This is a genomic window from Paenibacillus aceris (genome assembly GCF_017874035.1).
Lineage (GTDB): Bacteria > Bacillota > Bacilli > Paenibacillales > NBRC-103111 > Paenibacillus_E > Paenibacillus_E aceris.
This window is the reverse complement of sequence record NZ_JAGGKV010000006.1, coordinates 227,412-241,441: the sequence shown is the minus strand read 5'-3', so window position 1 is coordinate 241,441 and position 14,030 is coordinate 227,412. Positions and strand designations below refer to the sequence as shown.

The 14,030-nt window shown below is 46.2% G+C and carries 12 protein-coding genes; 9 read left to right on the top strand and 3 right to left on the bottom strand.

Translation table 11 applies throughout. The features are described from left to right. The first annotated feature begins 68 nt into the window (after positions 1-68). From J2Z65_RS13925 to J2Z65_RS13905, 5 genes are all read left to right on the top strand, one after another. Complete coding sequence (locus tag J2Z65_RS13925) at positions 69-1,619, top strand: fumarate hydratase (RefSeq protein WP_167061043.1); 1,551 nt, start codon at positions 69-71, stop codon at positions 1,617-1,619. Between the two features lie 136 nt (positions 1,620-1,755). Beyond that, entirely contained in the window at positions 1,756-3,552 is a 1,797-nt protein-coding gene (pnpS, locus tag J2Z65_RS13920) for a two-component system histidine kinase PnpS (RefSeq protein ID WP_167061040.1), read from the top strand. A gap of 97 nt (positions 3,553-3,649) precedes the next feature. After that, a complete protein-coding gene (locus J2Z65_RS13915) occupies positions 3,650-4,366 on the top strand; it encodes a response regulator transcription factor (protein WP_167061037.1) in 717 nt (238 codons plus the stop codon). A gap of 125 nt (positions 4,367-4,491) precedes the next feature. After that, on the top strand, positions 4,492-5,781 hold the full coding sequence (locus tag J2Z65_RS13910) for a hemolysin family protein (protein WP_167061034.1): 1,290 nt from the start codon (positions 4,492-4,494) through the stop codon (positions 5,779-5,781). Positions 5,782-5,915: 134 nt separating this feature from the next. Then, a complete protein-coding gene (locus tag J2Z65_RS13905; protein WP_167061032.1) occupies positions 5,916-6,998 on the top strand; it encodes a Gfo/Idh/MocA family protein in 1,083 nt (360 codons plus the stop codon). A gap of 50 nt (positions 6,999-7,048) precedes the next feature. Here the strand turns inward: J2Z65_RS13905 and J2Z65_RS13900 are convergent, their stop codons facing one another. Further along, a complete protein-coding gene (locus J2Z65_RS13900; protein WP_167061029.1) occupies positions 7,049-7,927 on the bottom strand; it encodes a helix-turn-helix domain-containing protein in 879 nt (292 codons plus the stop codon). Between the two features lie 198 nt (positions 7,928-8,125). Between J2Z65_RS13900 and J2Z65_RS13895 the strand changes: the two genes are divergently transcribed. After that, positions 8,126-8,962, top strand: a complete 837-nt coding sequence (locus J2Z65_RS13895) for a phytanoyl-CoA dioxygenase family protein (protein ID WP_167061026.1) — start codon at positions 8,126-8,128, stop codon at positions 8,960-8,962. Between the two features lie 9 nt (positions 8,963-8,971). Here J2Z65_RS13895 and J2Z65_RS13890 read toward each other — a convergent pair whose 3' ends face one another. Further along, positions 8,972-9,814, bottom strand: a complete 843-nt coding sequence (locus J2Z65_RS13890; RefSeq protein ID WP_167061023.1) for an AraC family transcriptional regulator — start codon at positions 9,812-9,814, stop codon at positions 8,972-8,974. A 168-nt stretch (positions 9,815-9,982) separates the two neighbouring features. On the opposite strand from J2Z65_RS13890, the gene J2Z65_RS13885 reads away from it, so the two are divergent. Together J2Z65_RS13885 and J2Z65_RS13880 are read left to right on the top strand one after the other, a co-directional pair. Continuing rightward, positions 9,983-10,756: a phytanoyl-CoA dioxygenase family protein gene (locus J2Z65_RS13885; RefSeq protein WP_167061020.1), complete on the top strand. Its 774-nt coding sequence runs from the start codon at positions 9,983-9,985 to the stop codon at positions 10,754-10,756. Positions 10,757-11,319: 563 nt separating this feature from the next. Then, positions 11,320-12,084 carry a DUF975 family protein gene (locus J2Z65_RS13880; protein ID WP_205301013.1) on the top strand — a complete coding sequence of 255 codons (765 nt, stop codon included), beginning with the start codon at positions 11,320-11,322 and terminating at the stop codon, positions 12,082-12,084. A 95-nt stretch (positions 12,085-12,179) separates the two neighbouring features. Here J2Z65_RS13880 and J2Z65_RS13875 read toward each other — a convergent pair whose 3' ends face one another. Then, positions 12,180-12,971 (bottom strand): HAD family hydrolase, encoded by a 792-nt coding sequence (locus J2Z65_RS13875; protein ID WP_167061017.1) that lies wholly within the window; start codon positions 12,969-12,971, stop codon positions 12,180-12,182. A gap of 257 nt (positions 12,972-13,228) precedes the next feature. Here J2Z65_RS13875 and phnX point away from each other — a divergent pair, with 257 nt between their 5' ends. Next, positions 13,229-14,026, top strand: a complete 798-nt coding sequence (gene phnX / locus J2Z65_RS13870) for a phosphonoacetaldehyde hydrolase (protein ID WP_167061015.1) — start codon at positions 13,229-13,231, stop codon at positions 14,024-14,026. Positions 14,027-14,030: the final 4 nt, after the last annotated feature.

Sequence of the window (14,030 nt, the reverse complement as noted above, 5' to 3'; positions counted from 1 at the left end):
AACTCCTTATATGGTATAATAGTTTGTAATGATTATTATTTGTTAGTCGAGAGGAGCCATTTTTAGTCATGCAGCATTTTTATCAAAGCGTCTACGATTTAATTGTCGAAACGTCCACGAACCTTCCGGGTGATGTGCGTCGCGCGGTTCAGGCCGCCACTGAGAAAGAAGACAAAGGAACTCGCTCAGCGCTCTCCCTATCCCGAATTTCCGATAACATTCATATGGCGGAATGCAATGTCTCTCCAATTTGCCAGGATACAGGCATGCCAACGTTTATTATACACTGTCCTGTTGGGGCAAACCAAATTATTATGAAGAAGCAAATTCTCGAAGCTGTCGCGAATGCGACGAAAGCAAGCAAACTTCGCACAAACTCGGTAGATTCCTTGACAGGCGCCAACACAGGCGACAATCTGGGACCTGGAACACCTGTTATTCATTTCGAGCAATGGGAACGTGATGAAGTCGAAGTTAAGCTGATTCTTAAAGGAGGCGGCTGTGAAAATAAAAACATTCAGTACAGCTTGCCTGCTGAACTTGAAGGTGTAGGAAAAGCCGGACGCGATCTTGACGGTATCCGTAAATGCATTATGCACGCAGTGTATCAAGCGCAAGGGCAAGGATGCAGCGCAGGCTTTATCGGCGTAGGAATCGGCGGCGATCGGACAAGCGGTTACGAGCTGGCGAAGCATCAATTGTTCCGTCACGTTGACGATGTAAATCCGCATCCGGAGCTTCGCAAAGTCGAGGAGTATGTGATGGAGCATGCAAACACGCTCGGTATCGGTACGATGGGCTTTGGCGGGCAAGTGACTCTGCTTGGTTGTAAAGTAGGCGTGGCGAATCGTTTGCCAGCCAGCTTCTTCGTTTCTGTTGCGTACAACTGTTGGGCGTTCCGCCGTCAAGGCGTGCTGCTCAATCCGGAAACGGGTGAAATCAACGGCTGGTCTTACCCAAGAGGAAGCGAAGTTTCATTCCAGGAGGCGTTTGAGGCTAGCGCTGAAGCGGCTAAAAATGTGAAGGAAGAAGATCGCCGCGAGATCGTATTGACGACTCCAATTTCCGAGGAGCAAATCCGCAGCCTGAAAGTCGGCGATGTGGTTGTCATTAATGGCACCATGCACACAGGACGCGACGCGCTGCACAAATATTTGATGGACCATGACGCACCGATTGATCTGAACGGCGCGGCTATTTATCACTGCGGACCTGTCATGAGCAAGGATGAATCCGGCGAGTGGCACGTGAAAGCGGCTGGGCCGACGACAAGTATTCGCGAGGAGCCTTACCAAGGCGATATCATTAAGAAATTCGGAATTCGCGCGGTTATCGGTAAAGGCGGAATGGGACCGAAAACATTAGCGGCATTGAAGGATCATGGTGGTGTTTACTTGAACGCTATTGGTGGTGCTGCGCAATATTACGCACAATGCTTTAAGAAAGTCGAAGGCGTGGATTTCATGGAGTTCGGTATTCCTGAAGCGATGTGGCACCTGGAGACAGAAGGTTTCGCTGCCATCGTTACGATGGATTCACATGGGAACAGCCTGCATGCAGATGTTGAGAAAAACGCATTTGAAAAGCTGTCAGCGTTGAAGGAGCCCGTTTTTAAATAAGGTTAGTCATTCATCTTTCGCAATTTTTCATCTTTACAATTAAATAACTGGATTAGGCACGGGGGAAAGGGTTACTATGTAGAGTAGCCCTTTTCTTTTTTATTCAGACTCAATCTATCGGAGGCCAGAAAAACAGATGACTAAATTCCGTGCCAAACTGACTTTTATTATGATTGTATTGATTGGTTCCTCGATGCTGATTGCGGGCATTTTTATGGCTAAGGTGCTCGAGGATTCTCACGTGAAGTCCTTGGAGGACAACATGGAACGCGAGCTGCATGTCCTTGTGGCCACAGGGGATTGGAGTAGGATCGGATCGGAGACTGAACTGATGTCTTACTTCTCTGAGCAGGCCAAACGGATTAAAGCAGCAACGAATGAGCGGCTGACTTATGTTCGAGCAGACGGAAAAGTGATTGGCGACTCCGATCAAAATCCGGAGCAAATGGACAACCACTTAAGTCGTCCGGAAATTGCAGCGGCTGCTTCTAATGGCGTAGGTTACGTTACGAGATACAGCGATACCCTTAAGGAGAACATGCTGTATGCTGCGATTCCTGTGAAAAACGAAGCGAAGGTGACGACCGGCTTTTTACGAATTTCGATGAGCCTGGAGCAAGTGGATAAATCCATCCGCAGCTTATGGTATTTTCTCATTGTAGGGTTAATCATCTTGTTCGTGATTGCAGGGCTGGTAAGCTACCGAATTGCTAAAGGGATTACTCATCCGATTGAGAAAATGACGAAGGTTGCTCAACAAATTACGAATATGAATTATGAATCCCGTGTACCCGCCTACAGCAATGACGAGGTTGGGCAACTGGGGCTTGCTATTAATCGTATGTCAGAGAGCTTGCAGCAGCAAATGACGCGGATTCGGGAAAATGAGCGCAGGCTGCAAGGCGTTATGGAGAACATGCTGAGCGGCATTATGATGATTGACCGGGAAGAGCGGATTATGCTGTTAAATCCTTCTGCGGAATACATTTTGGGTTTCTCCTCGCAGGAACTGCTCGGGAAAAGGTACAACGAAGCGAAGCAGCAGTTTGAATTTACCAAGCTGATTCAAGAGTGTATTGAGACGCGCGAATCGATTCGCGACGAAATGATATTCTATTATCCGGCTGAGCGCATCTTGGATATTCACTTAAGTCCAATTGCTCATGAGGACGAGGAATGGTCCGGCGTGCTCATTGTCATACATGATATTACAGCTGTGCGAAGGCTAGAGCGGATGCGAAGCGAGTTCGTGGCCAATGTATCCCATGAGTTAAAGACGCCGATTGCTGCCGTCAAAGGGTTTGCCGAGACCCTGTTAGCCGGCGCATTAAATGATAAGGAAACGGCGGTTTCGTTCCTGCAAATTATTTTTGATGAGAGCGAGCGGTTGAACCGGTTGATTGGTGATATTTTGGAACTGTCCAAAATTGAATCGAAGCGGATTCCCATGAATTTTTCGCCGATCTATTTGCCGGAATTTTTGGAGAGATCGCTGCATGTGTTGCGTAAAGAAGCGGAAAAGAAGCATATTGAGTTGAGTCTGCATATTGATGAAGATATGTACATTGAAGCCGATGAAGATCGGTTGCGTCAAATTATTATTAACCTTCTTTCCAACGGGATTGCTTATACCCAGGACGGAGGCAAGGTCAAGGTGCGCGTAGAGCCGCTTGATCCTAATAGCGACGGTGATTATGAACGGCTGCGATTAATTGTTTCCGATACGGGAATGGGGATTCCGAAGAAGGATCTACCGCGTATTTTCGAGCGTTTTTATCGTGTGGATAAGGCTCGTTCGAGAAGTTCAGGCGGAACGGGACTTGGCTTATCCATCGTGAAGCATTTGGTTGAACTGCATAAAGGGACGATCCGCGTAGATAGCGAGGTCGGAATTGGAACAAAGTTCACCATTGAATTGCCAGTCATCCACTAATTTACATGGCGATAATGTTACATTTTACATTCGCTTTACAAAGTTGTGTTATTATATGGATGTGCAATGTTAATAAACTGTAAATACGGGGGATCCCATGGCACAAAAAATATTAGTTATAGAAGACGAGCCAACATTAGCTCGATTGTTATCGTACAATCTTTCCCAGGAAGGGTATCATACAAAGGTCGTAGATCATGGCGGCGACGGACTTCAAGAAGCTCTTCAGCAGTCATATGATTTAATTATTCTAGATATCATGCTGCCTGGCTTGAACGGCTTTGAGGTACTGGCTAAGCTTAGGCAAAAAGGAAACAGCACGCCTGTTATCATTTTGACGGCCCGTAATGCGGAGGATGAGGTTGTTCAGGGGCTTAAGCACGGCGCGGATGATTATATCACGAAGCCTTTTGGGGTAGCGGAATTGCTGGCTAGAGTCTCCGCTGTACTGCGTAGAACGCAGTCAGAGGATGTTACGGTAGACAAACAGGGAACAAATGAGAAAGTAATTCAGGTAGGTGAGCTATTCATTTACCCAGAGAAATATGAAGTCGTTCTGAATGGAGAGTCCATTCCACTGAGACCCAAAGAGTTCGAGGTGCTCCTCTATCTCGTTCAGCGACCGGGCGTAGTGGTGACCAGAGACGACCTCATGAATATTGTTTGGGGTTTTGATTATATCGGTGGCCAAAGAACTGTAGACGTTCACGTAAGCTCGCTTCGCAAGAAGCTCGAGATGAACCAGCAGTCCGTTCAGATTGATTCCATCCGCGGAGTCGGTTACAAGCTGGTAGCGACGATCGTCAAAAAATAAAAGAGCCTTGGGTGCTGATGATTCAGTTGCCCGGGCTTTTTTTGTTACTCTAACAATCATAGCTGATTGAATTAATGCAGATACTGGTTATAAATTGATAAAAAATAGTTTGAAAGAAGGTTCATATGCTAATTAATCTGATGTTAATCGCACTCCTCATCCTACTAACTGCTTTTTTTGTTGCGACAGAATTTGCTGTTATTCGAATCAGGCCAAGCCGTGTAGACCAAATGGTGGCAGAAGGCAAAAAAAATGCCGGCGCTGTACAAACGGTTGTTTCCAATTTGGATGGGTATTTATCCGCTTGTCAGTTAGGTATTACAATTACCGCCTTAGGACTTGGTTGGCTTGGCGAACCGACAGTTGAGAAGATTCTCCATCCCTTATTCTCATGGATTGGCGCAGGGGAAAGTGTATCTCATTTTCTATCCTTTACAATTGCTTTTGTCTCCATAACCTATATTCACGTTGTGCTTGGTGAACTGGCTCCCAAAACGCTGGCGATCCAAAAAGCAGAAGCGATTTCCATTTTTACCGCGCCATTCATTATTTATTTTTATAAAATCATGTACCCTTTTATTTGGATATTGAACGGGTCGGCGAACCAGCTTATCAAAGCATTTGGCATGAAGCCGGCAAAAGAGCATGAAGAAGCCCATTCCGAAGAGGAAATTCGTATTATTTTATCAGACAGCTATATGAGTGGGAAAATTAATAAGACGGAGTTCGGCTACGTCAATCGAATCTTTTCGTTCGATGAGTTGTTGTCGCGTGAGATCATGGTGCCTCGTACGGATATGATTTGTCTGTATGCAGATAAATCGCTAGCAGAGAACATGAACATTATTACGACTGAAAAATATACGCGATTTCCCGTCGCTAAAGGGAGCAAAGATCATATCATCGGCTTCGTTAATACGAAGCAGTTTTTCTTGAGCTACTACGATGATCCAGACTTTGATTTACATAATTTGCTGCAACCGATGATGACGGTTCCGGATAGCATGCTCGTAAAAGTTCTGCTCAAGAAGATGCAGCAGCAAAATGTTCACATCGCTCTGCTTCTGGATGAATACGGCGGAACGTCGGGATTAATCACGATCGAGGACATTCTTGAAGAAATTGTCGGAGCAATTCGGGATGAGTTTGATAAAGATGAAACGAAAGAAATAGAATCGATCGGCGAAAATCATTTCTTAGTCGAAGGAGTCGTCCTCATCAACGAGATTAATTATCGATTAGGAACTGACATCCATGATGAGAATGTGGACTCTATTGGCGGTTGGCTATACAGCAAGCAGCCGGAACTGAAAGTTGGCGAAGAGTGGACAAATGAAGCATGGACGTTCATCGTCCGCGAAAGAGATGACCACCGGATCCGTAAAATTGAAATGAAGAAGAACTTAAGGCGTTAGATGTCACAATCGGATACATTTATAGCCTGATCCGAAATTTTATTTTATTTTGATTTTGGTATACTCTTATAGTGTGCCAACTAAGAACAAATGTTAGAAGCATAGTGTGTTTACATAGCATAAGGAGGATTATGATGTCCAAAACGTATCGGATTGCGATTATCGGCTGTGGTGGGATTGCGAACGGCAAACACATGCCAAGTTTAAACAAATTGAAGAATGTAGAAATGGTGGCTTTTTGTGATATTATTTCTGAGAAAGCACAAGAGGCTGCTGCCAAGTATGGAAAAGGCGAAGCCCGCGTCTATGAAGATTACCGCGAGGTTCTGAAAGACAGCTCCATTGACATCGTTCACGTATGTACGCCAAATGACTCGCATGCGGAAATTACGATTGCGGCTCTGGAGGCCGGCAAGCATGTTATGTCCGAGAAGCCGATGGCGAAAACAGCCGAAGATGCTCGCCGTATGGTGGAAGCAGCGAAACGTACAGGTAAAAAATTGACCGTCGGTTACAACAATCGATTCCGCAGCGACAGCCAGCATTTGCACCAGTTATGCTCGGAAGGTGAGCTTGGTGACATTTACTTCGCCAAAGCTCATGCTATTCGCCGCCGCGCGGTACCTACATGGGGAGTTTTCCTTGATGAAGAGAAGCAAGGCGGAGGTCCGTTGATCGATATCGGTACGCATGCGCTCGATTTGACACTATGGATGATGAACAACTATGAGCCGAAAGTCGTTCTCGGTACTTCTTATCATAAGTTGTCCCAACGCGAAAATGCGGCAAATGCATGGGGTCCATGGGATCCTTCCAAGTTCACGGTGGAAGATTCCGCATTCGGTATGATTACGATGAAAAATGGCGCGACCATTATTCTGGAATCAAGCTGGGCGCTGAATACACTTGAAGTGGATGAAGCGAAATGCACGCTCAGCGGAACAGAAGGCGGCGCTGACATGAAAAATGGTCTTCGCATTAACGGTGAGAAGCACAGCCGCTTGTTCACAACAGAGGTTGAGCTGAAAGCCGGCGGCGTTGCGTTCTATGACGGCGAAACGGAAAGTGCGCCTGATTTGGAAATGCGCTTCTGGATTCAGGCGATTGAAAATGATACAGATCCGGTTGTTACACCGGAGCAAGCATGTGTTGTTTCTGAGATTTTAGAAGCAATTTACGAGTCGGCCAGAACAGGCAAAGCTGTGTACTTCGACTAATTTCAACTATTTCCCAGGAAATAGGCGAGAAATCCCCTTTTTTCGAGCGATTAGGCTCGGCTGAAGGGGATTTTTCTTTTTTTATGCTCGCCGGGTGTAAGTCCGGTACGTTTCTTAAAGGTTTTGGAAAAATGGTGAAGGTCTGCAAAACCGCAATAGCTGGCTATTGATTCTTGGCTCAGATCTGTGTTTGTGAGAAGCTCTTTTGCATGATTCACTCGCATATTCATCAAATATTGGTGAGGGGAAATGCCGTAACGCTGTTTGAACATGATGCTGAATCTGGAAATCGACAGATTGGCTCGAGCCGCCATGTCCTCTAAGGTGATGGGATCACTTAAATGATGTGAAAAGTATGATGTAATCCAGTCGAATGTATGTGCAGACGCGTATGGTTGTTGATAATAGGTTTCTAATAAGGAAATGATGATTTCCGTTACTAGATGCTGGGTTTTGAGCTGTATCAGCGGGTCCTGCTGCTCGGCCTGCTCGATAACCTGCAAGAGCGTTTCTTTCAGTTTTAATGGTTTGGAGGGGAGAACATGCACAGGTAGATCGATACCGTACAAATCTTTGATCGTTGGCTGCATCAGATGCATATAAGCGGATAAATCAATTTGTCCCGGCCTGGTGGGAAAGCTGTTCTCACGCTCGGTGTTAAAACAGAGATCAAAATGAATATATGGCGTAACGGTGTTCGTTAATCCTTCCAAGTACAACAAGCTGCCCGGTTGCACTAGACAAAATTGACCCGCAGTAAATGAATGCGTTTGATGATCTATCCGGAAAGAACAGGTGCCTTCTTGGATGTAAACTAATAAATAATCAAGCAGTCTGCGCTCCGGGGAAGTCCAAGGTTTACGCACGGCAAAGTCGCTTTGTCTAACGAAAGGAACGATGGGATGTTGTTTTAATAAATTGCTCAGCATGTGAGGTCCTTTCCGCGATTAAGATTGTACGATCCCTATTGTACAACTCTTATTGTACGACTCTTATTGTAAGGCTCTCATGGCCTCTGAATCCAGTTGTTTTTGACAATAATATAACCTTGTTTGACAAAGATTTAGAAGAGGGCTGCCACTATAATAAAACTGTAATTATACAAATCGAGGTGATCCCAGTTGAGCATGCAGGAGACAAACCATATCCTATCGTTACCCTCATTGGAAGAAAGCTATCCGTTATCGGAGCAGCAAATTGCAAGCTACCAGCAGAAAGGGCATATTCTGATTAAGCAGGCGGCGAGCTCATCCGAAATCGATTCTTATGAACCGATTATTTCAGATCTGGTGAAGGAGCTGAATTATCACAACAAGCCGTTGGAGCAGCGGGATACGTATGGGAAGGCGTTTATTCAAATCTCGAACCTATGGGAGAAAAGCGAAGCCGTCCGCCGGTTCGTGCTGGCGAAACGATTTGCCAAAATCGCCGCGGAATTGATGGGCGTTGAAGGCGTGCGAATTTACCATGATCAGGCCCTTTATAAAGAACCTCACGGAGGTCACACACCATGGCACCAGGACCAAATCTATTGGCCGCTGGATACAGATAAAACGATCACAATGTGGATGCCGCTGGTTCCGATTTCACAAGAGGTTGGATCCATGACGTTTGCCTCCGAGTCCCAACGGATGGGATACATTAACAAAATGGTTATTTCCGATGAATCGCATCGCACATTAGCCGGTTATATTGAGGGCAAAGGCTTCGAAACGATGTCTCACGGGGCTATGGAGGCCGGAGATGCGACCTTTCATGCCGGGTGGACGCTGCACAGCGCGCCTGGGAACCCTACAGACTCGATGCGCAAGGTAATGACAATCATCTATTATGCCGACGGTCTGCGCATTGCACAGCCGGATAGTAAAGCGCGTGAGAGCGATTTGAAAACGTGGTTCCCCGGCGCTCAGCCCGGCGATTTGGCGGCGACGGCGCTGAATCCATTGGTTTACAGCCGTTCTTAGGAAATCAAACTACCTGCCAGTCTGTTCCTGTTTGCGGAACCTGCCTGGGGGTAGTTTTTTTTCGTGTTTGAATGTCTGGGTAAAATAATGGACGGAAGAAAAGCCGGTGGCCTCGGCAATTTCTTTAATCGGCAGCTCGCTTGTCAGCAGCAGGTGTGCTGCTTGGCGTATGCGTTCACTGCGGATGAAGTCGGTATAAGTTTCATGAATTCCCTCTGAGAACAGGCGAGATAAGTGACGCTCTGACACATTAAGATATCCGGCTACATCGCCAAGATGAAGAGGCTGAGACAAATTGTCGCGGATATACAGCTTTGCGCGCTGCAGCAGCAAATTCGTATTTTTCCGGTGAACAAAAGGATGGCCTGTGTCTTTTCCGAATAAGCCCAAAAAGGATACAAGGAGCGTGTACGCTAACGATGGAATGGCTGTAGCCGGTAGGGTGCCAGCGCCTTCGCGCATTAGCATTGATTTCCACAAGTGAGCAGTCGGGTGATGATCCCCGTCATATATGCAAACCTCGGCATGCGCCGCAAGCCCATTGAAAGCATCCCGCATCGTCTCATCGCTTTGCGATTCATCCAATTCAAAGGCAACGTAACAAATAAAAAGACCCTTTGTAGTTCGAATTTGATGCGTAATCCCCGGCCGTGAGCAAAAGTGCGTGCCTGCCCGCAGCGGGTATAAGGTGCCTTCCTCCGTATATTCGCCTTCACCGCTGATGACATAGCAGATCTCAAAGAAGGAATGTTTATGTGGCTGGTTGTCGAACAAGCAGGGGTCAATCCCCCAATATTGAATTTTGAAGCAAGCCGCAGGTCCGTTAATGACGGTTACGACCTCATTCAGCATGGAGCTGGTCTCCTTGCACAAATACATCCTTATCATCCCCAAAGTTATAAATGTCCTTATTTTGCAAAAATCTGTCCTTTGCAGAAAAAGACATAACACGTTCTTATTCCCTATAATTATAGATAAGAAAGCGGTTTAGAATCAAGATTTGAGATGGAGGAATGGACGATGATTACGCGTGAGGATGTAGAATTTTATAAAGAAAATGGGTATTTACTCGTAAAAGGGGTATTCAATCAGCAGGAAGTAGAGGAAATGAGACAAGCTGTAGAGGAAGTCATTCAGCGCGCAGCTGAATCTAAGGCAGACTATAATCATCAATGGAAAGGAGATTTCCTTCCGGCTGAAGAGTTGAAAAAGCTTGTCTTAAAAGGGTTTCACGATGTGCATTATCACGATGCCGCGTTTATGAGAGCCGTGATTCATCCGAATATGGCAGCCGTGCTGAAGCAAATCATCGGGCCCAACGTGCTGCTTCACCACTCAAAAATGCTCGTAAAACCGCCGGAAAACGGCGCTGCTTTCCCGATGCATCAGGATCATCCGTACTTCCCGCATGAGAAGCATACAATGCTCGCAGCGAGCGTGCATTTGGATGATGCGGATGAAGCAAACGGCTGCTTGCGCGTTATTCCGGGCTCGCACCGCTCAGGTACATTGCCGCACGTGGGCCAGCATTATTTGAATCATAAAGAGTACCCGATCAATGAAGGAACGCCATGTGTTGCTGAAGCCGGCGATGTGCTGTTCTTTAACTATTTGACGATTCACGGGTCCGAATCTAACCGCAGTTCAAGAACACGAAGAAATGTATTGTTCCAATACCGCGATCCGAGCGACTTCCCGACGGAGAATACGCATTTTGACTGGGGTATGGGTCTGATGGTCACAGGGAAAAACCCGCATTTCACGAAGGTAAAACCGGAATTTAAAATTGTTTGAGGATAGGGAAGGCGCCTTCGGGTGCCTTTTTTTGATGGGTCAGATTTAATAGTCCTTGGTCTGGGGGAGTCGCGGGCAGGGGAACTAGGTTCAGCTATATTGCTGAACACTGCTCATTTGGAGATAGAGGGAATTGAAGGCTATTTTGCAGAAAACAGCCGATTGGGAGAGAGAGGGGGAACTACGTTCCGCTATTTTGCGGAAAACAGTCTATTGGGAGATAGAGGGGAACTACGATCCGCTATTTCGACAGAAGGGGCAGGTAGTTGGATGAGGATTGAGGTGAAATAAGACCCTACAGTTTCCCTTCACCCGCCGAAGTTTCGCTTTTTACCCAAATAAGGGAATGTAATTCCCTAATTTGGTGCGGATCTCAAAATTGTCCCAAGCACCGGCTAGTTGCAGGTATGCGTTAAGAGGAGAGTACCTGATGAGAATCATTCAAAGCTCGGCTGCGTGCCGAGACATGCCCCACAGAACTCTAATCACTAGATTAGAGTTCTACTTTCGAGAAATCTATTGTACGATAGATAGTAAATATGTGGAAAATGGATGGTGGTTTCTTGGAGTGGACACGTAGTGAACTAAAGATAAGGGCAAAGCAAGTACTGCGAACATCTTACTGGAAGGCTTTTCTTGTAAGCTTGTTATTAGCGGTGCTGAGCGGCGGAGTATCGAGCTGTTCATATAATTCGGGCGGAGGGACGTCCGTAAGCTTCCCCTTCACCGGTAATAACGGCAGTTGGGGGGACGTTTCGCACAGTCCGGTATTCGTTGCGGTTATAATCGGTGCAATATTACTGTTAATCTTCGTTATACTTATATCGATTGCTTTTCAAATATTCGTCACAGCTCCCTTCGAAGTGAGCGTTATGCAATATTTTAAACAGGCTGCCGATGAAGATGTGAATATGAATTATCTTGTCTATTCCTTTCAAAAGGGCAGATATTTAGTCATTGTTAAGGGGATGCTTTGGAAAAATGTTTTGAACTTTTTATGGTTTTTGCTGCTCATTATTCCGGGGATTGTGAAGGCATATGCCTACAGCATGGTGCCCTTTATTCTAGGAGATAATCCGAAGATCGGCACGAAGAGAGCGGTCGAGCTTAGTAAAGAGATGACGAGCGGGCAGAAGTGGAAGATGTTTGTCCTGGATCTCTCTTTTCTTGGATGGTATATATTAGGTGCGTTGCCATTCGGTATTGGCATACTGTTCGTGCTGCCGTATGATCATTCTACGAAAGCGGAGCTCTATTTGGTTCTTCGCCGGCAGGCTCTGTATGATGGACTATGCAGCAGGATTGAATTGAATCTGCCTGAGGAATAAGGGCATTGCAATAGCTGCAATAACGTAAAGGACTGGCTCAGAAGGTCTTATTTGACCTCTGGACAGTCCTTTTTCCGTAATGATCTTCCGTAAGGTTATTGCTGCAAAATCGCAATCAATTCGTTCAGCGCTGCGATTTCATGACTAGGTAAGTTGTTGAGCGGCGCAGTCTGTTGATGATGATTGATCCAAACATTCCGCATGCCAACCGCTAACGCTCCTTTAATATCGGTATCCAAATTATCTCCAACCATGACAGCTTCTTCCGCCGTAATACCGAGCAGCTCCAGAGCATGCTCAAAAATAGCAGGATCGGGCTTCCCGCGCCCGAAGGAGCCGGAGATTAGAATATGATCAAAGTACTCGGCAAGCCCCGGGATACTATCTACTTTTTCCTGCTGCAGGTCTGGGGCGCCGTTCGTTAACAAAAGCAGTTGATATTTGGGACGCAAAGCCTTTAATACCTCGAAAGTTGTCTCATAAACCAGGGGGCGTTCCCGCCTTTCCTTTGCAAACCGCAGCGCAAGCGTTTCACCTAATCCTGGATCATCGATGCCTAGTTTGTGCAGGCCCTGCGTCCATGCGCTTTTTTGATAAATCGGCGCAAGCTGACCCAGCTCCAGAAAGGTTGGATGTTCCTTCGCATCAAACCGACCCCATAGTGCCTCCAAATGGGTGATTTCAATCATTTTCGCATAATCATAACAGGCCATTTCCTTAAATAAACGCTCAGATGACTCACGTACTTCCCGTTCAAGAGCGGATGGATCTACGTCTACCGTTTCTGCTGCTCCTTGACAGGCTGCCTTAAATGCTTCGCTAATACTCCGTTCATCCCACAATAACGTATTGTCCAAGTCGAAAATAATTGCTTTGATTGGCTTCATCTCCAATAATCCCTCCCTGTGTTTAATACCTAATTTCCAACATAATGCCAAGGAAGTCAACTGAAATATCGTGAGGATTAATTTGTATCATGTAAATTGAACAACCAAAACAAATTAAAACAAATTAAATACACAAATTTTACATGGATTTAACGCTGCGATTACAATTCTGGTTTAAGATACATCTATAGACGCAACCAAATCCAACTAGAGGTGCTATGAATAACAATCAAATCAGTCAAATAGGAGGCTTTTCAATGATACAAGCAGTTGTTTTTGATTGGGCAGGGACGATGGTAGATTACGGGTGCTTTGCTCCCCTGAACGTTTTCATGGAGGTTTTCCGTAAAAGAGAGATTGCCATCACGTTGTCCGAAGCCAGGGCACCGATGGGACTTCTCAAACGCGATCATATTAGCGAAATTTTAAAAATGGAGCGGGTTGCTGCTTTATGGCATGAGCGCTACGGCCAGCTGCCGCAGGAATCGGACGTCGATGCGCTTTATGCGGATTTTGAACCCATGATGCTAGCTGTCGTTCATCAATACGCAGAGCCGGTGCCTGGGGCCCTTGCACTCGTAGAACGTTTGCGTCAGAACGGCATCCGCATCGGTTCCACTACGGGCTACACAGCAGAGATGATGGCGATTGTCACGGTTGAAGCGAAGAAACGCGGATATGCTCCTGACCATTTGGTAACGCCAAATGATGTGCCTGCCGGGCGTCCTTATCCTTGGATGATCTACGAGAACGCGGCGGCACTGAATGTCTATCCCATGTACAACGTGATGAAGGTGGGAGACACAGTGAGCGATATCAGGGAAGGCGTCAACGCGGGTACTTGGACAATAGGCGTTATCCAGGGCAGCAGCGAGCTGGGCATGAGTGAAGCGGAAGTCGAAGCTTGTGATCCAGAGGTCCTGCAAACGCGTATGAATGCAGTCGCATCGATATTTCGTGAAGAGGGCGCTCATTACGTGATACAAACAATCGGTGAACTCGACGAACTCATTCCTGTCATCAATCAAAAACTTCAAAGAGGTGAACGTCCATGACAAC